This is a genomic window from Streptomyces sp. NPDC096152, assembly GCF_044763235.1.
Classification (GTDB): domain Bacteria; phylum Actinomycetota; class Actinomycetes; order Streptomycetales; family Streptomycetaceae; genus Streptomyces.
Window position 1 is genome coordinate 72,875 of record NZ_JBIWFW010000002.1, and the last position, 22,420, is coordinate 95,294.

At 73.3% G+C, this 22,420-nt stretch carries 18 protein-coding genes and 1 tRNA gene; 8 read left to right on the top strand and 11 right to left on the bottom strand.

The genetic code is table 11. The features are described from left to right. Positions 1-25 precede the first annotated feature (25 nt). From ACIQ9G_RS05865 to iolC, 6 genes are all read right to left on the bottom strand, one after another. A complete protein-coding gene (locus ACIQ9G_RS05865) occupies positions 26-1,147 on the bottom strand; it encodes an alkaline phosphatase family protein (protein WP_403606928.1) in 1,122 nt (373 codons plus the stop codon). Continuing rightward, the gene (locus tag ACIQ9G_RS05870) at positions 1,144-2,436 is read right to left on the bottom strand and encodes an alkaline phosphatase family protein (protein WP_403606930.1); all 1,293 of its coding nucleotides are present in this window, start codon (positions 2,434-2,436) and stop codon (positions 1,144-1,146) included. Before ACIQ9G_RS05870 ends, ACIQ9G_RS05865 begins: the two co-directional genes overlap by 4 nt. A gap of 141 nt (positions 2,437-2,577) precedes the next feature. Continuing rightward, a complete protein-coding gene (gene iolD / locus ACIQ9G_RS05875; protein ID WP_403606932.1) occupies positions 2,578-4,479 on the bottom strand; it encodes a 3D-(3,5/4)-trihydroxycyclohexane-1,2-dione acylhydrolase (decyclizing) in 1,902 nt (633 codons plus the stop codon). A gap of 8 nt (positions 4,480-4,487) precedes the next feature. Continuing rightward, positions 4,488-5,438, bottom strand: a complete 951-nt coding sequence (gene iolB / locus ACIQ9G_RS05880; protein WP_403606934.1) for a 5-deoxy-glucuronate isomerase — start codon at positions 5,436-5,438, stop codon at positions 4,488-4,490. A 30-nt stretch (positions 5,439-5,468) separates the two neighbouring features. Next, positions 5,469-6,347, bottom strand: a complete 879-nt coding sequence (locus tag ACIQ9G_RS05885; protein WP_403606936.1) for a deoxyribose-phosphate aldolase — start codon at positions 6,345-6,347, stop codon at positions 5,469-5,471. Between the two features lie 13 nt (positions 6,348-6,360). Further along, positions 6,361-7,323 carry a 5-dehydro-2-deoxygluconokinase gene (gene iolC / locus ACIQ9G_RS05890; protein ID WP_403606938.1) on the bottom strand — a complete coding sequence of 321 codons (963 nt, stop codon included), beginning with the start codon at positions 7,321-7,323 and terminating at the stop codon, positions 6,361-6,363. Between the two features lie 315 nt (positions 7,324-7,638). On the opposite strand from iolC, the gene ACIQ9G_RS05895 reads away from it, so the two are divergent. The 4 genes from ACIQ9G_RS05895 to ACIQ9G_RS05910 are packed head-to-tail and all read left to right on the top strand — an operon-like array spanning position 7,639 to position 11,549. Next, a complete protein-coding gene (locus ACIQ9G_RS05895; protein ID WP_403606940.1) occupies positions 7,639-8,652 on the top strand; it encodes a sugar ABC transporter substrate-binding protein in 1,014 nt (337 codons plus the stop codon). Further along, positions 8,652-9,728, top strand: coding sequence for an ABC transporter permease (locus ACIQ9G_RS05900; RefSeq protein ID WP_403607902.1), 1,077 nt, complete (start codon positions 8,652-8,654; stop codon positions 9,726-9,728). Before ACIQ9G_RS05895 ends, ACIQ9G_RS05900 begins: the two co-directional genes overlap by 1 nt. A gap of 5 nt (positions 9,729-9,733) precedes the next feature. Continuing rightward, the gene (locus ACIQ9G_RS05905) at positions 9,734-10,645 is read left to right on the top strand and encodes an ATP-binding cassette domain-containing protein (RefSeq protein WP_403606942.1); all 912 of its coding nucleotides are present in this window, start codon (positions 9,734-9,736) and stop codon (positions 10,643-10,645) included. A 1-nt stretch (position 10,646) separates the two neighbouring features. Next, entirely contained in the window at positions 10,647-11,549 is a 903-nt protein-coding gene (locus ACIQ9G_RS05910) for a sugar phosphate isomerase/epimerase family protein (RefSeq protein WP_403606944.1), read from the top strand. 79 nt (positions 11,550-11,628) lie between these two features. Here the strand turns inward: ACIQ9G_RS05910 and ACIQ9G_RS05915 are convergent, their stop codons facing one another. The 3 genes from ACIQ9G_RS05915 to ACIQ9G_RS05925 form a co-directional block, all read right to left on the bottom strand. Continuing rightward, positions 11,629-12,096, bottom strand: coding sequence for a hypothetical protein (locus ACIQ9G_RS05915; RefSeq protein WP_403606946.1), 468 nt, complete (start codon positions 12,094-12,096; stop codon positions 11,629-11,631). Between the two features lie 181 nt (positions 12,097-12,277). Further along, complete coding sequence (locus ACIQ9G_RS05920; RefSeq protein ID WP_403606948.1) at positions 12,278-13,234, bottom strand: hypothetical protein; 957 nt, start codon at positions 13,232-13,234, stop codon at positions 12,278-12,280. Positions 13,235-13,387: 153 nt separating this feature from the next. Beyond that, the gene (locus ACIQ9G_RS05925; RefSeq protein ID WP_403606950.1) at positions 13,388-14,377 is read right to left on the bottom strand and encodes an ArsR/SmtB family transcription factor; all 990 of its coding nucleotides are present in this window, start codon (positions 14,375-14,377) and stop codon (positions 13,388-13,390) included. 229 nt (positions 14,378-14,606) lie between these two features. On the opposite strand from ACIQ9G_RS05925, the gene ACIQ9G_RS05930 reads away from it, so the two are divergent. Further along, positions 14,607-15,215, top strand: coding sequence for a GPP34 family phosphoprotein (locus tag ACIQ9G_RS05930; protein WP_403606952.1), 609 nt, complete (start codon positions 14,607-14,609; stop codon positions 15,213-15,215). A gap of 282 nt (positions 15,216-15,497) precedes the next feature. Continuing rightward, positions 15,498-16,751: a serine hydrolase domain-containing protein gene (locus ACIQ9G_RS05935; protein ID WP_403606954.1), complete on the top strand. Its 1,254-nt coding sequence runs from the start codon at positions 15,498-15,500 to the stop codon at positions 16,749-16,751. Between the two features lie 28 nt (positions 16,752-16,779). Here the strand turns inward: ACIQ9G_RS05935 and ACIQ9G_RS05940 are convergent, their stop codons facing one another. Next, positions 16,780-17,784, bottom strand: a complete 1,005-nt coding sequence (locus ACIQ9G_RS05940; RefSeq protein WP_403606956.1) for a Gfo/Idh/MocA family oxidoreductase — start codon at positions 17,782-17,784, stop codon at positions 16,780-16,782. Between the two features lie 235 nt (positions 17,785-18,019). On the opposite strand from ACIQ9G_RS05940, the gene ACIQ9G_RS05945 reads away from it, so the two are divergent. Together ACIQ9G_RS05945 and ACIQ9G_RS05950 are read left to right on the top strand one after the other, a co-directional pair. Beyond that, the gene (locus ACIQ9G_RS05945; protein ID WP_403606958.1) at positions 18,020-19,054 is read left to right on the top strand and encodes a LacI family DNA-binding transcriptional regulator; all 1,035 of its coding nucleotides are present in this window, start codon (positions 18,020-18,022) and stop codon (positions 19,052-19,054) included. Between the two features lie 474 nt (positions 19,055-19,528). Continuing rightward, a tRNA-Pro gene (locus tag ACIQ9G_RS05950) sits at positions 19,529-19,602 on the top strand. A gap of 143 nt (positions 19,603-19,745) precedes the next feature. Here the strand turns inward: ACIQ9G_RS05950 and ACIQ9G_RS05955 are convergent. Further along, the gene (locus ACIQ9G_RS05955; RefSeq protein ID WP_403607903.1) at positions 19,746-22,310 is read right to left on the bottom strand and encodes a CHAT domain-containing protein; all 2,565 of its coding nucleotides are present in this window, start codon (positions 22,308-22,310) and stop codon (positions 19,746-19,748) included. Positions 22,311-22,420 lie beyond the last annotated feature (110 nt).

Consider the following 22,420-nt stretch of genomic DNA (forward strand, 5'->3'; position numbering starts at 1 on the left):
GGTGGGGGACCGCCCGGGCGTGCCGTCAGTTCGCGGCGTTGAACACGTCCGTGCCGAACCGGCTGAGGCCCTTCTGCCCGGCGTATCCCAGGTACGGGAGGTTGAACCGGTCCTCGATGCTGGCGAGCAGCGAGTAGTGGTTGTACGGCGTGCTGCTCCAGGTGCCGCCCTTGGTGAAGGGGGAGAGCACCAGCGCGCCCGTACGGCCGCCGCCGAGGCCGGTGATGCCGGGCAGCGGGGAGTTGGGCGACGGGCCCTCGCCGCAGCAGGCGCTGGAGTCCTTGTCGGGGCCGTCCGACTCGTCGAAGGTGATCACCAGCATGCCGTCCTTCTTGAAGGCCGGGGACGAGGTGATGGCCGGGACCCACTTCTTCAGCCACTCGTCGGCGGATGCCAGCCCGCCCGGACGGCCGTCCACGCAGGGGGAGTCGTGGCCGTCGTCGCACAAGTCGGGCGTGATGTAGCTCAGGTCGGGCGTCGTGGCGGTGGTCTGCAGGTCCGTGCCGAGCTGGGACTGGTCGACGACGTGCCGGGCGCAGCCGTCCTGCTGGTCGATGACCGAGTGGAAGTACATGAACGGGTTGTGGCGGGTGGCGTACTGGTCGCCCACCTCGGCCTTCTGCGTGTCGTCCACCGCGCCGACCGCGGGGTGGCGGCACGGGGTGCCCATGTCCTCCATGTAGCCCTTCCAGCTGTGCCCGGAGGAGTCCATCTGGTCGGCCAGCGTCTTCACGCCGGAGGGGTAGACGCAGCCCCGGCCCACGGCCTGGCCCGGGTCGGCGGTGCCGGTCTGGACGAACGGCGCGAAGGTCTGGCAGTCGGCCTGGGTGTCCGGATTGGGGCCCTGCCCGGATATCTGGGCGACGTAGTTGGTCAGGCTGTTGTGGCCGATGCCGTAGTACTGCGACAGCAGCACGCCCTGGGAGCGCAGGGTCTTGCTGAGGTACGGCGCCTTGGAGTCGGGGCCCCAGGTCTCGTCGTACCCCTTGTTCTCCAGGTTGATCACGAAGACGTGACCGGGGTTCGCTGCGGGCGCGGCCTCGGCCTGCATCGCCGCCAGCGTGCCGCCGCCGGCCGCGAGGAGGGCGGTGAACGCGGCGACCAGGATCATGAGGCGGCGGGTGCCGCGGCTGAGGCGGTGCTTCATGAGGGGAGCTTCCATCCGAGGGACTGGGCCTTGTCGCGCAGCTTGCGCCACTCCTCGTAGTCGGGTGCCACGGCCGGCGCGCAGGGCTGGCCGACGACGGGGGGCACCGACCACTGCGGGGCGTCGAGGCTGGGCGGGCTGGTGAAGTCGAGCACCTCGGCGATGTTGTTCGCCGCGGCGTCGCGAGGCGTGAGGGAGGGCAGGTTCCAGCGCCACTCCATGGCCTTCAGGACCGAGGTGTGGTCGTAGACGCCGTGCGCGACGTACCCGCGCCTGGCGCGCGGGGAGACCACCAGGCAGGGCGTGCGGAAGCCGCGCAGGCCCCAGTCGGGGTGGGCGTCGGGGGCGGTGGAGGGCGCCACGTGGTCGAAGAAGCCGCCCCACTCGTCGTAGTTGATCACCAGCAGGGTCCGCGACCAGGCGGGGCTCTTGGTGACGGCGTGGTAGACCTCGTTGAGGAAGTACTGCCCCGCGCGGATGTCGCCGTGCGGGTGGTCGTCGGCGGAGGTGCCGCTGCCCTCGTCGAGGAACTTGGGGTCGACGAAGGAGACCTGGGGCAGGGTGCCGGCGGCGCAGTCGGTGAGGAAGTCCGCGTACGGGTTCGAGATCCCGAGGAGCTTGGTGCCCCACAGCGCGGTGAACGGCACGTCGTGGTAGTAGTACTTGCCCTTCAGGCCCGCGTCGGCGAGACGGTCCCAGATGGTGGGCAGCGTGGAGGTGTCCGTGGAGTTGTGGATGCGGTCGGTCTGCGCGGCGTGCTGGTAGAAGCGGTTGGGGTACGTCTCGGCCATGATCGCCGAGAAGTAGCGGTCGCAGACCGTCCAGGCGGGGGCGGCCCTGCCGTAGAAGTCGAGGTCCTCGGGCTGGTAGTAGCCGATGGAGAACTCGTCGTTGGTGCCGGCCCGCAGCCAGCCGTCGCAGCGGCCGTCGTTGTACTCGATCCGCCCGCCCTCGTAGCTGTGGTCCGGGTCGTTGTACTGGCAGCCCTGGGCGGTGTCCAGGTGGTGGGTGGCGTGGGCGACGCCGTCGCGGTCGGTGTACTTCAGCCCGGACTGCCTGCCGTCGGCGCCCGGGAGCCAGCCCAGGTAGTGGTCGAAGGAACGGTTCTCCATCATCACCACGACGATGTGGTCGATCCCCGAGTCCTTGGGCGCCGGAAGCGAGGACGTCCCCGAGGTGGAGAGCGGGGTCTGACCTGCTTCGGCCAGTCCCTCCGTGGCGAGAGGGGCGGTCATGGCCGCGGCCGCGCTCGCGGCCCCGACGATCAGTTTCCTGCGGGAGATACTCACGCACTCCTTGATAGTCGCCGCGCGAACCGGATGATTACCATCCGGTTGATGCTTCTGCGGACGTTCACGCGGTGTTCTCCGCGGCCCCACAAGGTCTTTGCCGGGGGTCACGGTCCGTGGCCGGAAACGTACGGTAACGGTTCACAGGGGACGGCGGCGTGCGGCGACCTCGCGGTCGTAGCGCGCGCGGGCCGCGACGGCGGCCTCGCGGGCGGCCACCTCGGCCACCGGAACGTCCCACCAGGCCTCGGCCGGGGGAGCGGTCGGCGCCGGGTCGGTCTCCACGTACACGCAGGTCGGGCGGTCGCAGGCGCGGGCCGCGGCGAGGGCCTCGCGCAGTTCCCCCACCGTCTTGGCGCGCAGGACGTCCATGCCGAGGCTGGCGGCGTTCGCGGCCAGGTCGACCGGGAGCGGGGCGCCGGTGAAGGTGCCGTCGGCGGCCCGGTGCCGGTAGGCGGTGCCGAAGCGCTCGCCGCCCACCGACTCCGACAGGCCGCCGATGGAGGCGTACCCGTGGTTCTGCACCAGGACCAGGTTGACGGGCAGCCGCTCCTGGACGGCCGTGACGATCTCGGTCGGCATCATCAGATAGGTGCCGTCGCCGACCAGTGACCACACCACCGCCTCCGGCGCCGCCTGCTGGACGCCGATGCCGGCCGGGATCTCGTAGCCCATGCAGGAGTAGCCGTACTCCACGTGGTACTGGCGCGGCGAGCGGGCCCGCCACAGCTTGTGCAGGTCGCCGGGGAGCGAGCCGGCCGCGTTGATCACCACGTCCTCGTCGCCGACGACCGCGTCCAGCGCGCCGAGGACCTGCGTCTGGGTCGGTACGGCACTGTCGTCTCCGGCGCGGAAGGCGGCCTCGACCACCCGCTCCCAGCTCTCCCTGCCCGCCCGGTACTCCGCCTCGTAGGCGGCGTCGACGCGGTGCCCGGCGAGCTGCCCGGCCAGCGCCTCCAGGCCGGCCCGCGCGTCGCACACGAGGGTCGCGGCAGCCATCTTGTACGCGTCGGACGGGGCGATGTTGAGGTTGACGAAGCGGACGTCCGGCCGTCCGAAGAGCGTGCCGGAGGCCGTGGTGAAGTCCGTGTAGCGGGTTCCGACGCCGATGACCAGGTCCGCGCCGCGGGCGACCGCGTCGGCGACCGCCGTCCCGGTGTGGCCGATGCCGCCGAGGTCGGCGGGGTGGTCGTGGCGCAGCGATCCCTTGCCCGCCTGGGTGGAGGCGACCGGCACGCCGGTGGCGTCCACCAGGGCCTTCAGCGCGTCCTCGGCCTCGCTGTGGTGGACACCGCCGCCCGCGACGATCAGCGGCCGGGACGCGGCCCGGATCGCGCGGGCCGCCTCGGCGAGCTCGACCGGGTCGGGGGCGGGGCGCCGGATCCGCCACACACGCTCGGCGAAGAACTCCACCGGCCAGTCGTACGCCTCGGCCTGCACGTCCTGCGGCAGCGCGAGGGTGACCGCGCCGGTCTCGGCGGGGTCGGTGAGGACCCGTACCGCGGCCAGCACGGAGGGGATCAGCGCCTCGGGGCGGGTGACGCGGTCGAACCAGCGCGAGACCGGGCGCAGCGCGTCGTTGACCGAAACGTCCGCCGCCACCGGGTGCTCCAGCTGCTGGAGCAGCGGGTCGGCGGCGCGGGTGGCGAAGTAGTCCCCGGGCAGCAGCAGCACCGGCAGCCGGTTGATCGTCGCGAGCGCGGCCCCGGTGACGAGGTTGGTGGCGCCGGGTCCGATGGAGGTGGTGACGGCCTGCGTGGACAGGCGGCCCCGCTGACGGGCGTACCCGACCGCCGCGTGCACCATCGCCTGCTCGTTGCGGCCCTGGTGGTACGGCATCACCTCCTCGCCGGCCTCCAGCAGCGCCTGGCCGACACCCGCCACGTTGCCGTGGCCGAAGATGCCCCAGGTGCCGGCGATCAACCGGTGCCGCACACCGTCCCGTTCGGTGTACTGGGCGGCGAGGAAGCGGACCAGTGCCTGGGCGACGGTCAGGCGGTGCGTCGCGCGGCTCGGCCGGGGCGGCCGGCTCATCGGGGACATCGGTTACCTCACTGGGACGACGGAGCGGAAGGGGAGGCGCCGGGCGCGGAGGACGGCGGGGACACGACGGGCGCGTCGTAGAGCGGCAGGCGGGGGTCGACCGGACGGCCGGGCCAGGTGTCGCGGATCCACGCGTGGTCGGGGTGGTCGCGGATCAGCCAGGCGCGCTCGGCCTCCGGACCCGCCATGACGTTGAGGTAGTACATGTGGTGGCCGGGCACCGCCATCGACGGCCCGTGCCAGCCGTCCGGGATCAGCACCACGTCGCCGTCGCGCACCTCGGCCAGCACGTCGGTGCCCCGGCCCCGCCCGGAGGGGGAGACCCGCTGGTAGCCGAGGCCGGGTGTGCCCTCGTGGGCGGCGAACTCGAAGTAGTAGATCTCCTCCAGGACGGACTCCTCGCCGGGGCGGTGCTCGTCGTGCTTGTGGGGCGGGAAGGACGACCAGTTGCCGCCCGGCGTGATCACCTCGACCGCGATCAGCTTGTCGCACTCGAACACCCCGGCCGCGCCGAAGTTGTTCACCTGGCGGCTGCACTCGCCCGTGCCGCGCAGCTCCACCGGGACGCCCGAGGCGGGCCCGTAGCGGGCGGGCAGACGGCGGGCACAGCGCGCGCCGGCGAGCGCGAACCGCCCGCCGCCGGCGGACGAGACGGTCGTACGGGCGTCGCGCGGCACGTAGGCGAAGTCGCTGACGGCGTCGAACACGTTCGCGCGGCCGGTGAGTTCGAAGGTGTCGTGGCCGAACTCGTCGGAAGCGGCCACCGTGCAGCCCCCGTTCAGCGGCAGCACGATCCACTCGCCGTCGCCGGTGCCGAAGGTGTGCGAGCCGCCCGGCGGCAGCTCCAGCACGCGCAGGGCGGAGTGGCCCCAGCCGGCCGACTCGGGGCCGACGTCCACGGCGTAGGGGCCGGTCCGGGCCCGGCCCGCGGGCAGGTGGTAGGGGCTGGTGCCGGTCATCGGGAATGCCTCCTTGTCACGTCGGGCCCGTCACAACAGGCCCACGGCCGTGTCGACCGCCTGCTCCACACTGCCCTCGGCGGGGTACAGCAGCGAGCGGCCCACGACCATGCCCTGGACGGTGGGGAGTCTGAGGGCCTTGCGCCACCGCTCGTAGGCGGCCTCCTGGTCGTCGCCGACCTCCCCGCCGAGCAGCACGGCGGGCAGCGTGGAGGTCGCCAGTACCTCGGCCATGTCGTCCGCGTCCTCGGTGACGGGCAGCTTCAGCCAGGTGTAGGCGGAGGTGCCGCCCAGGCCCGAGGCGATGGCGATGGAGCGGGTGACGGCCTCGGCCGACAGGTCGTTGCGTACCCCACCGCCCGTACGGCGGGAGAGGAAGGGCTCGACGAAGACCGGCAGGTGCAGCTCGGCCATCTCGTCTATGGCGCGGGCGCCGGACTCCAGCGTGGCGAGCGAGCCGGGGTCGTCGTAGTCGATGCGCAGCAGCAGCTTGCCCGCGTCGAAGCGGAGCCGGGCGAGGTCGCGGGCGCGGTGGCCGGTGAAGCGGTCGTCCATCTCGAAGGACGAGCCTGCCAGACCCCCGCGGTTCATGGAGCCCATGACGACCTTGCCGTCCAGCGCGCCGAGCAGCAGCAGGTCCTCCAGGATGTCCGCGGTGGCGAGCACCCCGTCGACGCCGGGCCGCGACAGCGCCACGCACAGGCGCCGCAGCAGGTCGGCGCGGTTGGCCATGGCGAGTCCCCGGCTGCCGACGCCGAGCGCGCCGCGCGCGGGATGGTCGGCGGCCACGATCATCAGCCGGCCGCCGGCGCCGATCAGCGGGCGGCGCACCCGGCGTGCCGCCGCCTCGGCGACGGCCTCGGGATGCCGGGCTCTGACCGTCGTCAGATCGGGGATGCTGAGGGTCAAGGCGAAGCTCCGTTCAGGCAGTGGCTCGCGCGAGGAGGTCGTCGACCTCCGCCCCGGTGGGCATCGCGGAGGAGCAGGCGAGGCGGGAGGCCACGATGGCGCCGGCCGCGTTGGCGTAGCGCAGGACCGCCGTCAGGTCCCAGCCGGACAGCAGTCCGTGGCAGAGCGCGCCGCCGAAGGCGTCTCCGGCGCCGAGCCCGTTGACGACCTCCACGGGCACCGGCGGCACCTCGGCCCGGGTGCCGTCGCGGTGCACCGCCAGGACCCCCTTCGGGCCCTGCTTGACGACGGCCAGCTCCACCCCGGCCGCGAGCAGCGCCTCGGCGCAGGCCCAGGGCTCGCGCAGGCCGGTGGCGATCTCGCACTCGTCGAGGTTGCCGACCGCCACCGTGGCGTGCCGCAGCGCCTCGGCGTAGTGCGGGCGGGCCTGGCCGGGGTCGGTCCAGAACATCGGCCGCCAGTCGAGGTCGAAGACGGTGGCACCCGCCCGGTCGCGGGCCCGGAGCGCGGCGAGCGTGGCGGAGCGGCTCGGCTCCTCGCTCAGTCCGGTGCCGGTGATCCAGAAGACACGGGCCGCGCGGACGGCGGACAGGTCCAGCTCCCCGGGGTGGATCTCCAGGTCGGGGGCCTTGGGCCGGCGGTAGAAGTACAGCGGGAAGTCGTCCGGCGGGAAGATCTCGCAGAACGTGACGGGGGTGGGAAGGTCGCCGACCGGCGTGACCCAGCGGTCGTCGACCCCGAACTCCCGCAGCGCCTCGTGCAGGAAGGCGCCGAAGGGGTCGTCGCCCGTGCGGGTGATCAGGGCGGTGGAGCGGCCGAGCCGGCCCGCGGCGACGGCGACGTTGGCGGCCGAACCGCCGAGGAACTTGCCGAAGGTCTCCACCCGTGCCAGGGGTACGCCCGTCTGGAGCGGGTAGAGATCGACTCCGATGCGGCCCATCGTGATCAGGTCGAAGGTATCGGGTGAACCGGCCATGCGCGACGCTCCTCGAACTGTTCCGGGGGTGCGGATCCCAGGGCCCGCTGCGACGGTGGAGTCGCGGATCCCGAGGGTCCGCCGACTCCCAGATGTAGGTCCCCGGGGCCGCAGTGTCAATAGTTTGTACTTACATTCGGACCTGTGCGTGAAATAATGTCTTGACAAAGTATTGACAGCGGACGCGGCAGGGGATTGGATCCCGTCCCAGCGCACCACCGTCTTCACGCCGCACGACCCGGGTCCGGACGGATCCGGGCCCCGGATCCTCCCGATCTCTTGCCTTCCCCCGTCGCACAGTGAGGTGCAGGAAAGATGGACCGCTCTTCTCGCTCCCGCCGACTCCTTCCCGCCGCGGCCGTCGCCGCGGCGGCGGCCCTGACCCTCGCCGGCTGCTCCAGCGGCTCCGGGGGCAAGAAGGCCGAGGAGGGCGGGGGCGCCGCCTCCGCGGGCAAGGCCACCACGCCCCGGATGACGGTCGCGCTGGTCACCCACCAGGCGCCCGGCGACACCTTCTGGGACATCGTGCGCAAGGGCGCCGAGGCCGCCGCCGCCAAGGACAACGTCAAGCTCGTCTACTCCGCCGACCCCAGCGCCGGCATCCAGGCCAACATGGTGCAGAACGCCATCGACCAGAAGGTCGACGGCATCGCGGTCACCCTGGCCAAGCCGGACGCGATGAAGGGCGTCATCGGCAAGGCCACCAGCGCCGGGATACCGGTGGTCGGCCTCAACTCAGGCGTCAGCGACTGGAAGAAGCTCGGCCTGACGGAGTTCTTCGGGCAGGACGAGTCCGTGGCGGGCGAGGCGTTCGGCACCAGGCTGAACGAGGTGGGCGCGAAGAGGGCCGTCTGCGTGATCCAGGAGCAGGGCAACATCGGCCTGAACCAGCGCTGCGACGGCGTCAAGAAGACGTTCAAGGGCACCGTCCAGACCCTCTACGTCAACGGCACCGACATGCCGTCCGTGCAGTCCACGATCACGGCCAAGCTGAAGCAGGACAGCGGCATCGACTACGTCGTCACCCTTGGCGCACCCTTCGCGCTGACCGCGGTGCAGTCGGTGGCCGAGGCGGGCGGCAAGGCGAAGATCGCCACCTTCGACCTCAACCCGCAGCTGACGAAGGCCATCCAGAAGGGCGACATCCAGTTCGCCGTCGACCAGCAGCCCTACCTCCAGGGCTACCTGGCGGTCGACTCCTTGTGGCTCTACAAGAACAACGGCAACTACAGCGGCGGCGGTGTGCAGCCGGTGCTCACCGGCCCGGCCTTCGTGGACAAGTCCAACGTCGACAAGGTCGCCCGGTTCGCCGCGAAGGGCACCCGGTGATCCGTATGACCCAGCAGGCCGAGCCGGCGGTGGGCACACCGCCGGCTCCCGGCGCCGAGCAGGCCGACGGCCGCACCGCCCGGCGCCCCCTGGCGCTCCGGCTGCTCGCCCGGCCCGAGGTCGGCGTCTTCCTCGGCGCCGTCGCGGTGTTCGTCTTCTTCCTGGCCGCGGCGCCCTCGGTCCGCCAGGGCAGCTCGATGGCGACGATCCTCTACCAGTCGTCCACCATCGGGATCATGGCGCTGCCGGTCGCCCTGCTGATGATCGGCGGCGAGTTCGACCTCTCGGCCGGTGTCGCCGTGATCACCTCGGCGCTCACCGCGAGCATGCTCAGCTACCAGCTCACCCTGAACGTCTGGACGGGTGTGGTCGTCGCCCTGGCGGTGTCGCTCGGCGTCGGCGCGCTCAACGGCTGGATGCTCGTGAGGACCGGGCTGCCGAGCTTCCTCGTCACCCTCGGCACCTTCCTCATCCTGCAAGGTGTGAACCTCGCGGTCACCAAGACGATCACCGGCAACGTCGCCACCGACGACATCAGCACCATGGACGGCTTCGACCAGGCCAGGGCGCTCTTCGCGTCGTCGTTCGACGTCGGCGGGGTGCAGGTGAAGATCACCGTGGTGTGGTGGCTGGTCTTCGCCGCGCTGGCCACCTGGGTCCTGCTGCGCACCAAGTACGGGAACTGGGTCTTCGCGGTCGGCGGCAACAAGGACAGTGCCCGCGCGGTCGGCGTCCCGGTGACCTTCACCAAGATCTCGCTGTTCATGCTGGTCGGCTTCGGCGCCTGGTTCGTCGGCATGCACCAGCTCTTCTCGTTCAACACCGTGCAGTCCGGCGAGGGCGTCGGCCAGGAGCTCATCTACATCGCAGCGGCGGTGATCGGCGGCTGTCTGCTCACCGGCGGTTCCGGCTCCGCGATCGGGCCGGTCTTCGGCGCCTTCATGTTCGGCATGGTGAACCAGGGCATCGTCTACGCGGGCTGGAACCCCGACTGGTTCAAGGCGTTCCTAGGCGTGATGCTGCTCGGCGCCGTCCTCATCAATCTGTGGGTCCAGCGCACGGCGACCCGGAGGTGACCGACATGACCAGCCACGAAGCGGCAACCCACGGCACGGGCCTCGCCGGCACCGCGTCCGACCAGGAGCGGCCCGTCGTCGAGCTGCGCGGCGCCGGCAAGTCCTACGGCAACATCCGCGCCCTGCACGGCGTCGACCTGGCCGTCCGTCCCGGCAGGGTGACCTGCGTGCTCGGCGACAACGGCGCCGGCAAGTCCACCCTCATCAAGATCATCTCCGGGCTGCACCAGCACAGCGAGGGCGAGTTCCTCGTGGACGGCGAGCCGGTGCGCTTCTCCACCCCGCGCGAGGCCCTCGACCGCGGTATCGCCGCCGTCTACCAGGACCTGGCGACCGTGCCGCTCATGCCGGTGTGGCGCAACTTCTTCCTCGGCTCTGAGCTGACCCAGGGCCCCTGGCCGATCCGCCGCCTGGACATCGCCCGGATGAAGCGGACCGCGGACGAGGAACTGCGCAACATGGGCATCGTCCTGAACGACCTGGAGCAGCCGATCGGCACCCTCTCCGGCGGCCAGCGCCAGTGCGTGGCCATCGCCCGCGCCGTCCACTTCGGCGCCCGCGTCCTCATCCTCGACGAGCCGACCGCCGCCCTCGGCGTCAAGCAGTCCGGGGTGGTGCTGAAGTACATCGCCGCCGCCCGCGACCGCGGCCTCGGCGTCGTCTTCATCACCCACAACCCGCACCACGCCTACATGGTCGGCGACCACTTCAGCGTGCTGCGCCTGGGCACCCTCGAACTCAGCGCCGACCGCAGCGAGATCGGCCTGGAGGAGCTGACCAACCACATGGCCGGCGGCGCCGAACTCGCCGCGCTCAAGCACGAACTGGCCCAGGTCCGGGGCGTCGACGTCGACGGGCTCCCCGAGGAGCGGGACCTCACCGCACCCGCACCGGCCACTGGCGAAGGGAAGACCTGACATGACCCCCGCGCTGGACCGCATCCGGGTCGGCTCGGCCCCCGACTCCTGGGGCGTCTGGTTCCCCGACGACCCCCGCCAGGTGCCCTGGGAACGCTTCCTCGACGAGGTCGCCGAGGCCGGCTACTCCTGGATCGAGCTCGGCCCGTACGGCTATCTGCCGACCGACCCGGTCCGCCTGACCGACGAGGTGCGCCGGCGGAACCTGAAGGTCTCGGCGGGCACCGTCTTCACCGGCCTGCACCGCGGTCCGGCCGTCTGGGAGTCCACCTGGGAGCACGTCGGCCAGGTCGCCGCCCTCACCCAGGCCATGGGCGCGAGGCACCTCGTCGTCATCCCGTCCTTCTGGCGCGACGACAAGACCGCCGAGATCCTGGAGCCGCCGGAGCTGACGGCCGAGCAGTGGGCGCACCTGACCACCGGCATGGAACGGCTCGGCCGCGAGGTCAAGGAGACCTACGGCCTCGACATCGTCGTCCACCCGCACGCCGACACCCACATCGACACCGAGGCGCACGTCGAGCGCTTCCTGGACTCCACCGACGCCGACCTGGTCGGCCTCTGCCTGGACACCGGGCACTACTCCTACTGCGGCGGCGACAGCGTCAAGCTGATCGAGACCTACGGCGAACGCATCGGCTATCTGCACCTCAAGCAGGTCGACCCGGGGATCCTCGCCGACGTGGTGGCGAACGGAGTGCCGTTCGGGCCGGCGGTCCAGCGCGGGGTGATGTGCGAACCCCCTTCGGGTGTACCGGAGTTGGAACCCGTCCTGGCCGCCGCGCAGAAGCTCGGAGTGGAGCTGTTCGCCATCGTCGAGCAGGACATGTACCCGTGCGAGCCGGACAGGCCGCTGCCCATCGCCGTACGCACCCGCAGGTTCCTGCGCTCCTGCGGCGCCTGACCGGCCGCCCGCGCACAGGCGTCCCGGGCCCGCCGGTACGGGCGGGCCCGGGACGCGTCGTGGCGGCGGCCGGCTCAGCTCACGTCAGGAACGTGGAGCACGAGCTCGGCGGGAGCCAACGGTGCGAGCTGATGGCGTCGTTCACGTTGTAGCCGCTGGTGAAGTAGTCGTCGGTCAGGTTGTCGGCGTAGTACTCGCTCCGCTTGAGGCAGGTGTAGCCGCCGCCCCAGTCCGTGCCGGTCCCGTTCAGGAACTCGACGGCGGTGTACGACGTGTCGTACGTGCCCGCGTTGAGGACGGAGCTCGCCCTGTTGGTGTCGCTGCCCTGGAAGGCTCCCAGGCTGTTGCCCCAGTCGGAGTCGTCACCCGCCGTCTGGCCGAGCATGGTCCCACCACAACTGACGTTCTCGTAGGCCCTCATGGATCCGGCCGGCATGTTGTGCCAGGCATTGTCGCAGGCCGTCGAGGCCTGCGCGGTGCCGGTGGGGAGGAGTACCCCCAGGAGCGCGATGCCGAATGCCGCCGGTGCGGCCAACCATTTACGCACGTGTCCTCCTGATTCAGGCAGTGCTGATGGGATGTTCCGCGGCTCCGCGGCCACGGAAGTCATGGGAAACGGGAAACGGGAAAGGGGAGCGGCTGACGAGGAGCGGGGACGAGGAGCGGGGACGAGGAGCGGGAACGGAGCAGGACGGGGCGGTGGGCCTGTGCCCCGCCGGTCGGAGCCGTCAGGCCGTCGCCCCGGTGATCCGCCTCGCGCGTGCCAGCGCGGCCAGTTGCATCCGGCGGCAGGCCGTCACGTCCGCGTCGTACCGGGCCGTCCGCCTGGCGCGGTACTCGCTCTCCAGTCTGCGGGCCGTGTCCGCGAGGGAGCTGGCGCGGGCACACGTCGCCTCCGCGACCGCCAGCGGCACCTCCACGGCGTGGGCCCGTGCGTCGCTCAGCCCCCCGGTGAGTGCGGGCAGCTCCCTGCGGATCCCGGCCGGGTCCGTGTAGCGCAGTCCCCGGCCGCGCATACAGGCCGACCAGGCCCGGACCGCCTTCCCGAAACGCCGGTCCGCGAGCAGGTCCGGCACGTACAGCGGGGTCAGGTTCGCGGCGATCGTGGAGACCCGGAACCACCTCGGGAAGTCCCCGTAGAGCTCGTCCTCCGCCGCGGTCCGGCAACTGTGGCGCGGGGTGCCCACCGTGCCGCCCCCGGGCAGACGGACGGACAGCGTCCCCTGCGCCGGGCTGCCGGCGAGCGCCTTGTTGTAGTCGGTTCGCCGCTTCACCGACAGGGTCCGCACATAGGTCGCGTTCGGGCCGTCGCGCCGCGCCTTCGCGGCGTCCCGCTCGAACTGCCCCCCGAGGCCGTGCTTCCTCGCCCACGCCACGTCGTCGATGACGTACCCCTGGCCCTCGCGCTCCTCGGGGTCCGGCACTCCCGCGACCCAGAAGCGGAAGCCGGCCTTCGCCATGCAGGTCTTGATGAGCACCTTCTCGGCCCGGTCGAGGAGGGCCTCCTCCGACGCGGTCGGTTCGCGTACCGGCCCCTGCTGCCCCCGGGCGGCCCGCACGTGCCCGCCGCCGTCGCCGTCGGCCGCGCAGCCGACGGCGCCGGTGAAGGTGAGGACGGCCGCCGCCGCGGCGGCCGTCGTCCTCCAGCGCGCTCCTGTGCCCTGCAAGTGTTCGTGGGACCGCACGTTTCCCCCTCATCACACACGCCCCGTCCGTGGTGCCCGGCGCGAACGACGATGGCAGGGGGCCGGCGCGGCGGACCACCTTTTCGGTCCGCGCCGAAAAGGTGCGGCGGCCGAGGGACGGCACGCGGCTTCCGCGGCGGGGCCGAAAGGGCGTCAGCCGGCGCCCTGTAGCAGGCCCAGGCCCAGCGGTGTGAGGCTGTGCCGAACCCGCTGGCCCTCGCGATGGGAGGTGAGCAGCCCCGCCGCCCGCAGCGCGCCGGTGTGCTCGCTGGCGGTCGCCGGCGCCACCCCCAGCCGCCCGGCGATCTCGCCCGTGGTCGCTCCCTCCTGCACGACCTCCAGCACTGCGGCCCGCGTGCGCCCGAGCAGAGCCGCGAGGGCCTTGCCCGGTCCCTCACCGGCCTGTCGCAGAACCTGCGCGGTGACGAGCGGCTCGCGGGCCACCGGATGCACGACGAGGATCTCGCCGCCCTCGGCGGGCAGGTACACCTGGGGGCGGCGGCAGAAGAAGGACGGCGCCAGGGCGATGCCGTCTCCGCTCAGGTGGTACGTCTCGCGCCCGGACCAGGTGCGGTACGCGATCTCCAGGACGGGCGGCTCCCAGCGGGCCCAGGGGCGCAGGGACTCCAGCAGCCCGTGCACGCCGTGCCGGGTCAGCAGCTGGCCTGCGGCCGACTGCTCGGTGGTGAGCAGGGCCTGGATCCGGCTCCAGTAGGGGGCCACCGTGCTCTCGTAGGCCGCCGTCACAGCGTCCGCCAGGCGGCGCGAGGCGTCCCGGCGGCCGTCGAACCCGTCCAGCAGCCAGGGCGGGAACTGCTTGGAGAACTTGGGCGGGTAGAAGGAGAGTTCCGCACGCAGCCCCGCCCCGTGGGTGAGCAGCCGGTCCACTCCCTCGGCCACGTCGCCGACCGGGCCCACCAGGGTGTAGAGGTCCAGATGCCCCCAGGGAGTGGCCGCGGCCCGGGCGAACGCGCGCGCGTCGGCCGACAGCCGGCGCAGGCTGTCGGCCCGCCAGCCGCCCAGCGGGGCACCGGCCCCGCGCTCCTGGAGCGCCGCCAGGCTCATCTGGCATTCGGCCAGCGGGCCCAGTACGACGACCCGGACCCGCACCATGTCGGCCGGGGTCAGATGTAAACGCAGCACATCAACTCCTCTTCAGTGACTGTCCGTTGGCTACCCGACGTTCGGCGTGCGGAAGCAATCCGCACGGAGCCGGGCAGCGCCGCCGCACCGCCCGTGAACGGCCTCACCGGCCCCGTACGGCGGCGGTCGTACGATGAGGATCAGGGAGCGCTTCCGTCCCGGCCCGCACCGCTTCCCCGGTGCCGGACGCGGCGGGTCCGTTCCGGCGCCACTACCACGGGGAGCCCTCATGAGCACACCGCGGGACCTGATGATCGTCGTCCTGGACGCCGGCGAGAAGCGGCCCGTGCGGCAGGGCGAACTCTCGCTCGCGCTCGCCGGAGCCGAGGCCGTCGACCTCGTGCGGGCCGAGGTGCTCGCGCTGGACGGCGAACGCGTCGTGCCGCGGCTGAGGCCGCGCCTGGGCGACCCGATGCTGGACGAGGCCGCCGCCTCGCTGGTGCGCGAGGCGCCGTACGAGAGGCTCGAGGACTGGCTCTGGCGACGGGGCCGCGAGCTGTCGACGGCGTACCTGACGGCGCTGGAGCGGGAAGGCCTGCTGAGCTGGCAGCGCAGCCGCTGGATGCCCTTCGGCGGGGTGCGCGCGGTGCTCGCCGACACCGACGAGCGGCGGCGGGCGGCGGCTCGCTGGGCCGCGGAGGAGCCGGTGCTCGGCGCCCTCGCGGCGGCGGTGGGCATCCGAGAGGAGCCGGACCGCACGGCCGGGGCGGAGGTGTCCGACGACACGGTCCTCACCGTGCTCGCCGCCGTCCACGACGCGCTGATGGAGCTGGAGGCGGTGCGCCAGCGCCGGGCCATCGAGGACGCGGCCTTCGCGAACGTCTGGCGGGGCGCGTAGCCGCCGCATGTCCCTCGGCGGGCGCGCGCACGGGCGCGGACACCGCTGACCGGCGCCGACACCGCTGACCGGTGCTGAATGCGCCGACGGGCGTCGGCAGGCGGTGGGGCGGGGGCGCTCCTATGCTGAACGAGTCGGGTCGTGAGGTCTGTGTGACAGCAGATGCGCGCCCGTGTCATGGCCGGTCCAGAGGGGCGTCCGCCGCGGACGGACGCCCGTCGTCCGTCCCGCCCCCGTCCACGACGGGAGCGGGTAGCGTCCGCATGTGCTGGGAGTTCGTCCATGAGGCACGCGTGCACACGACTGCGCAGGGCGACCACGGCCGCGGCCGTCGCGGGGACGCTCGTCCTGCCGTTCACCGGCGGACCCGCCACCGCGGCCCCCGCGCCCGTCCACGGCCCCGTCACCGCCCCCACCCCACCGGGACCGACCCCCACCGGCACCGGCTTACGCACCCTCACCCCCGGCGTGGCCCGCCAGATCGACCAGGCCGTGCGGCAGGTCATGCGGCAGGCGAACGTGCCCGGCGTCACCGTGGGGCTCTGGACACCGGGCCAGGGGCAGTACGTGAAGTCGTTCGGCGTCGCCGACAAGAGCACCGGCCGGCCGATGACACCGGACCTGTACATGCGGATCGGCAGCGAGACCAAGACGTTCACCGTCACGGCCCTGCTGGAGCTGGTAGACCGGGGCAAGGTCGGCCTGGACGACCCGATCGGCAAGTACGTCCACGGCGTGCCGAACGGCGACACCATCACCCTGCGCCAACTGGCCGGGATGCGCAGCGGGCTCTACAACTACTCCAACGACGAGGGCTTCTTCAAGGCCCTCACCTCCGACCCGCAGCGGCCGTTCACCCCGCAGGAACTGCTCGCCTACTCCTTCAAGCACCCCGTGCTCTTCCCGCCCGGGCAGAAGTTCGACTACAGCAACACCAACCTCATCCTGCTCGGCCTGGTCGTCGAGCAGGCAGGCGGTCTGCCGCTGGCGGACTTCATCCGCGCCCACGTCCTCGACCCGGCGGGCCTGGACCACACCCTCTTCCCGGCCGGCGCGGAGTTCCCGCGGCCGCACGCGCAGGGCTACACCGACCAGACCGCCGACGGGAAGATCGCCGACACGGCCGACTGGAACCCCTCCTGGGGCTGGGCGGCCGGCGCGATGATCTCGAACCTCGACGACATGCGCATCTGGGCGCGCACGGTGGCCACCGGTGTGCTGCCCGACGGCCGTACGCTCATCAGCCCCGCCACGCAGAGGCAGCGGCTCACCACGCCGCCCACCCCGATCCCCGGTGCCGGCTACGGCCTCGGCATCTTCGACGTCCAGGGCTGGATCGGCCACAACGGCTCCCTGCCGGGCTATGAGTCGCTGACCGTCTACCTGCCCTCCGCGCGGGCGACCCTCGTGGTCCTGCTGAACACCGACATCGACTACCGGGGCAACGAGCCGAGCACCCTCTTCGGCGAGGCGATCACGAAGATCGTCGCCCCGGGGCACGTCTTCAACCTGCCGGCGCAGCCCGCCGCGAGGTGAGCCCGCGGCCGCGTGCGTGCGTCCGGGGTCAGCCGGCGCGTACCTCCTCGACGCGCACCGGGCGGTGCTCGTGCAGCGACCGCGTGCACGCCTCCGCGATCCAGCCGGCCTCCAGTGCGTCCGCGACCGTGCACGGCGAGGGCAGACGCCCGGCCACGACCTCGGTGAAGGCGGTGAGTTCGGCGCGGTAGGCCTCGGCGAAGCGGTCCATGAAGAAGTCGTGCGGAGTGCCGGCCGGGAAGGCGACCCCCGGTTCGGCGGAGCGCAGCGGCAGCTTGTCGTCGAGGCCGACCGCGATCGAGTCGTCGAAGCCGTGCAGTTCCATCCGGACGTCGTAACCGCGGCCGTTGTGGCGGCTGTTGGAGACCACGGCGATCGTGCCGTCGTCGAGGGTCAGGACCGCGCCGGTGGTGTCGGCGTCGCCCGCGTCCCGGATGTATCCGGCGCCCCGGTTGCCGCCGACGGCGTACACCTCGGTCACCTCGCGGCCGGTCACCCAGCGGATGACGTCGAAGTCGTGCACCGAGCAGTCGCGGAAGATGCCGCCGGAGGAGGCGATGTACCCGGCGGGCGGCGGCGCCGGGTCCAGGGTGGTCGACCGTACGGTGTGCAGCGCGCCCAGTTCGCCGCGCCGCACGGCCGCGCGGGCGGCGGCGAAACCGGCGTCGAAGCGGCGGTTGAATCCGATCTGGACCGGTACACCGCGGCCCTCGACGGCCTTCAGCACCTGAACGCCCTCCCGCATGGTGCGGGCCACGGGCTTCTCGCAGAAGACGGGCACGCCGGCCTCGACGGCGGCGACGATCAGGGCGGGGTGGGCGTCCGTGGCGGCCGCCACGACGATGCCGTCCACCCCGGCGGCCAGCACGGCCTCGGGCGAGTCGGCGGCCTCGGCCCCGAACCGCCCGGCGGCCGCCTTGGCGGCGCCCGCCAGCGGGTCGGCGACGACGAGCGACTCGACCGCGTCGAGTCCGGAGAGGGTCTCGGCGTGGAAGGCGCCGATACGGCCGAGGCCGAGGATTCCGATGCGCATCAGGTCCAGCTCCTTGGTGCGGTGCGGTGCGGTGCGGCTTGGTGCGCGGGCGGGGGAGACGCGGGAGCCGGGACATCGTCGTCCCTTCGGTCACGGCGGCCCGGTCGCGGTGGACGTGCTCCCGGAACCGGGCACGGGGTGGACGCGGCCCTGTCATTCTTGTCCGTACAAACCCCTCGAACAACCAGTACACGGCCGTCAAAAACCCCTCAAGGCAACCCTCAAGGAGCCTGCCATGGGCCACCCGTTCCCGATCCGCGAGATCGCGCGTCAGGCCGGTCTGAGCGAGGCCACCGTCGACCGTGTGCTCAACGGCCGGGGCGGAGTGCGGGAGAACACCGCGCGGGAGGTGCGCCGGGCCATCGCCGACCTGGACCGGCAGCGCACCCAGGTCCGGCTCGTCGGCCGCACGTTCATGGTCGACATCGTGATGCAGGCGCCGGAGCGCTTCACCACCGCCGTACGGGCCGCCCTGGAGGCCGAACTGCCCTCCCTGCACCCGGCCGTGGTGCGCTCCCGGTTCCACTTCCGGGAGACCGGTCCGGTGCGGGAGCAGGTCGGCACCCTGGACCGGATCGCCCGGCGCGGCTCGCAGGGCGTGATCCTCAAGGCGCCGGACGTCCCGGAGGTCACCGCCGCCGTCGGCCGGCTGGTCGCGGCCGGGATCCCGGTGGTCACCCTGGTCACCGACCTGCCCGCGAGCGCCCGGCTCGCCTACGTCGGCAGCGACAACCGGGCGGCGGGCGCGACGGCCGCGTATCTGATGGGCCAGTGGCTCGGCGACCGGCCCGGCAACATCCTCACCAGCCTCAGCAGCGGCTTCTTCCGCAACGAGGAGGAGCGCGAGATGGGGTTCCGGGGCGCCATGCGCGCCCGCCATCCGCGGCGCGCACTGGTGGAGATCGCCGAGGGGCAGGGCCTGGACGCCACGCAGTACGACCTCGTGCGGGCCGCCCTGGAACGGGACCCGGAGATCCGCGCGGTCTACTCGATCGGCGGCGGCAACATCGCCACCCTGCGGGCCTTCGACGACCTCGGCCGTACCTGCGCGGTGTTCGTCGCGCACGACCTCGACCACGACAACACGCGCCTGCTGCGCGAGCACCGCCTGTCCGCCGTCCTCCACCACGACCTGCGCCAGGACATGCGCGAGGCCTGCCGTCTCGTGATGCGCGCCCACGGCGCCCTGCCGCCCGCCGGGCCGACGCTGCCGTCCGCGATCCAGGTGGTGACGCCGTACAACATGCCGCCGCGATCGCCCGCCGGCTGACGCGCGGGCGGAGCGCGCACAGGTGGCAGGTCCTCATCGGCGTCGCCGCCCTGCGCTCGGCGAAGCGGCCCGCGCAGGGCGGTGCGCGACAGGAACTGCTCACCACCGGCTGACCGCCACCGCCCCCGCGACGCGGGGAACACGATGCCGTGGTGGCGGTGCGACGCGGTGAGAACGGGGTACCCGAGGCGCCACGGGTGTCGGGTGAACCGAGGGAGCACGCCGCCGGGTTGGGGTCGTCCCGCCGCGGCCGGCCCCCTCCGTCCGGCACTCCTTCGCCCGCCGTCGGCCGTTGGAGGGGAACGACCGGCGGCGGGCCCTCCGGCACGCATCCGCCGACCGCCGACCGGCGACCGGCGGGAAGGCGGACCGGTGAGCCCCCGCCGGGACGCGCCGCACCGGGCGAGCGGGGGCACCCGCCCCCGTACGATAGGGTTCACCTGGACGTTCACGCGGAGCACCGCACGAGCGCACCGGGACGTGGCGCAGCTTGGTAGCGCACTTGACTGGGGGTCAAGGGGTCGCAGGTTCAAATCCTGTCGTCCCGACGGGAGCCCCGCCCCGAGGGCGGAGGCGGACGTCGCAGGCGAGGGTCCTGTCCCACATGTGGGACAGGACCCTCGGCCGTTCCCGCGGACCACTCCGGAAGCACGGTCGGCCCGGCCCTCGGCGGCCGCGGCGCCTCCCGGGCTCAGGCCGCCCCGAACGCCGAGAACGCCCACCCCGTGGCCTGGTGCACCGCGTCGCCCGGCAGGGCGGAGCGGGCGTCGCGCAGGGCCTCGGCGAGGGACAGCCCGGCCCCGATCCCCTTGTGCAGCGCGAGCATCAGCGGCACCACCGCCGCGTCGTTCACGGGCGCGCTGCACGCCACCACCCCGGCCGTGCCCAGCGGCAGCAACGCGGTGACCAGGCCCAGGAGTTCGTCGGCGCCGACCGAGGCGAAGCGTGCGGTGTCGCAGCAGGACAGGATGATCCGGTACGGGCTGCGGTCCAGGCGTTCGAAGTCGTGCACGATCAGCGGGCCGTCGGCCATCGTCAGCGACGAGAACAGAGGGCTGTCCGCCCGGAAGGCGCCGTGCGCCGCGATGTGCGCGAGCGCGGCCCCGTCGAGCTCGCGGAGCACCCGCGCCGCGTGCGCCTCCCCGTCCTCCAGGACCGTCGGCGTACCGTACCGGCCGGCCAGTTCCGGCACCTCCGCGCCCCCGGTCGCCAGGCCCGGACCACGCACCAGCACCTGACGGCCGCCCGGCGGCGGCACGGTGTCGCGGGCGCGCAGCCAGCTGCTCGCCGACGGCGACACGCTCAGCACCCGCTCCCGCAGCGACGGCAGCAGTGCCCACGGCACCCGGTGCAGCGACCCCGGCGGAACGACCACCACCGGGCCGCAGCCCAGGTGCCGGGCGGCCGGTCCCAGCAGCAGCTCCTCGAGGCGGCGGCCCGCCGCCTCGACCAGCGGCAGCCGGGCCGCGCCCCCGGGGTGGGCCAGGCGCCGCAGCCCGGCCTGCACATGCTCGGCCTCCGTCACCGCGTCCGCGAGCCGCCCGGCCTCGAACCGCCGCACCCGCCCCTCGCCGCACAGCAGCACGTGCACCCGCCCGTCGAGCACGGCGAGTTCGACCAGTCGCCCGTCGCCGAGCCGCTCCAGCAGCGCGCCGGGGTCCAGGCGGTCGCCGCCGCCGGGCGCCCCGCCGCGCAGGCGCAGCGTCCGGGACCGGATCTCCCGCTCCAGCCGCCGCCGCTCCCGCTCCAGGGCCGGGACCGGATGCCCGTCCCGGCGGGCCGCCTCCGCACGGGCGGCGATCTCCCGGAACGCGGTCAGAGCGCTGACCAGCGCCGGATCGGCGGGCGGCCGGGTCGGCGGCGCCGACAGCACGGTCGCCCGCCAGCGCTCGCTCCACACCAGCAGCCGCCGCGGCTCGCCGGAGGCCAGACTGGCCTGCTGGGCCAGCGCGGCCAGTTCGGCGCCCTGGGCGGTGGCCCGGGCCCGCAACTCCGAGGCGCCGAGGGTCATCCGGTGGTCGTCGAGCACGTCGAGCCCGCGCCGGCAGGCCTCCAGCACTCCCCGGCCCGAGCCGGCCGCCCGGGCCCGCAGCGCCTGCGCCGCCCAGCCCGTCATCCGCGCGAGCGGCGGCCCGGCGTGCCGGCTGCGCGCGGCGGACGCCAGATGCCGCTCGGCGTCCGCCGTCCAGTTCAGCGCCAGCGCGATCCGGCCCGCCAGCAGCGACGCCTCGGCGGCCGCCGGGGAACCGAAGGACGCAAGCCGTCCGGCCACCACCGCCGCGTCCGCGACCAGGCGGCCCGAGCGCCGCCCGATGGCGACCCGCGCCTCGATCAGCACCAGCCGGGCGTGCGTCTCCCACCAGGCGCGCCGCTGCCCCGCGAACAGCCGTACGGCCACCGCCGCGCGGGCGATCGCCGTGTGCGGGTCGTCCGCCAGGCGGGCCGCGCGGGCGGCGGCCAGCAACAGCTCCGCCTTGCGGGTGGACTGTCCCCCGATCCGGTCGAGGGCCGCGATCGCGGTGTCCGCCTCGGTCAGCGCCTCCGGGGCGAGCCCGGCGGCCATCAGCACCTCGCAGCGGCGGATGCTGAGCATGAACGTCGGCGTGCCGAGCTTGGCGTACCGCTCCTCGGCCTCGTCCAGCAGCCGCAGCGCCGCCGGGATGTCGCCGCGGCGGAAGGCCGCGAGGCCGCGGCTCTCCACGGCGTCCGCCTTGTCGTGCTCCTGGCCGGTGGTGTCCCACAGCGCCTCGGCCGCCGCGAAGTCCGCGTCGGCCCGTTCCACCGCCCCGAGCGCCAGGTGCACGGTGGCCCGCAGGGTGAGCGCCCGGGCCGTCCAGATCACGTCGTCCGCCTGCCGCAGCACGGGAATCGCCCGGCGTACGTCGTCCAGCGCCTCACGATGGCGGCCCAGCACCCACCAGACGTACGCCCGCCGGTACAGCACCCGGGCCCGGGTGTGGCCCGTGCCGCGCGCGACCCCGCGCTCGAACGCCGCCAGGCCGTGCCGGGTGCGCCCCGCGTGCACCAACGCGACCCCGAGGGTGGCCAGCACATCGGCCTCCCGGTCGGCCGACTCCGCGCGGGCCGCCAGGTCCCGGGCCCGCCGCAGATGACGCAGCGCCAGGCGCAGATCGCCGAAGTCCCGCTGCCAGATGCCGATCACCTGGTGCGCCACCGAGGCGTGCAACGGCGGCGGACCGTCGCCGAGCACCTCCTGAGCGCGCGCCAGCGCCTCGCCCGGGGCGGCGAACACCATCGGCAGCAGTTCGAGAACCGAGTCGTTTCCCGCTCTCACCCCAAGGATGGTAGTGGCCCGCGGAACCGGCTCCCACGGGTTGGGCTCTGTATCAGGTACGGGCCGGGAGG

What these genes read in the sequence shown, in the direction of transcription:
- ACIQ9G_RS05865 (WP_403606928.1), bottom strand. Translation starts at nt 1,147, where the DNA reads ATGAAGCACCGCCTCAGCCGCGGCACCCGCCGCCTCATGATCCTGGTC.
- ACIQ9G_RS05910 (WP_403606944.1), top strand. Translation starts at nt 10,647, where the DNA reads ATGACCCCCGCGCTGGACCGCATCCGGGTCGGCTCGGCCCCCGACTCC.
- ACIQ9G_RS05955 (WP_403607903.1), bottom strand. Translation starts at nt 22,310, where the DNA reads ATGGTGTTCGCCGCCCCGGGCGAGGCGCTGGCGCGCGCTCAGGAGGTG.
- iolD (WP_403606932.1), bottom strand. Translation starts at nt 4,479, where the DNA reads ATGTCCCCGATGAGCCGGCCGCCCCGGCCGAGCCGCGCGACGCACCGC.
- ACIQ9G_RS05940 (WP_403606956.1), bottom strand. Translation starts at nt 17,784, where the DNA reads ATGCGCATCGGAATCCTCGGCCTCGGCCGTATCGGCGCCTTCCACGCC.
- ACIQ9G_RS05930 (WP_403606952.1), top strand. Translation starts at nt 14,607, where the DNA reads ATGAGCACACCGCGGGACCTGATGATCGTCGTCCTGGACGCCGGCGAG.
- ACIQ9G_RS05945 (WP_403606958.1), top strand. Translation starts at nt 18,020, where the DNA reads ATGGGCCACCCGTTCCCGATCCGCGAGATCGCGCGTCAGGCCGGTCTG.
- ACIQ9G_RS05935 (WP_403606954.1), top strand. Translation starts at nt 15,498, where the DNA reads ATGAGGCACGCGTGCACACGACTGCGCAGGGCGACCACGGCCGCGGCC.
- ACIQ9G_RS05895 (WP_403606940.1), top strand. Translation starts at nt 7,639, where the DNA reads ATGGACCGCTCTTCTCGCTCCCGCCGACTCCTTCCCGCCGCGGCCGTC.
- ACIQ9G_RS05905 (WP_403606942.1), top strand. Translation starts at nt 9,734, where the DNA reads ATGACCAGCCACGAAGCGGCAACCCACGGCACGGGCCTCGCCGGCACC.
- iolB (WP_403606934.1), bottom strand. Translation starts at nt 5,438, where the DNA reads ATGACCGGCACCAGCCCCTACCACCTGCCCGCGGGCCGGGCCCGGACC.
- iolC (WP_403606938.1), bottom strand. Translation starts at nt 7,323, where the DNA reads ATGGCCGGTTCACCCGATACCTTCGACCTGATCACGATGGGCCGCATC.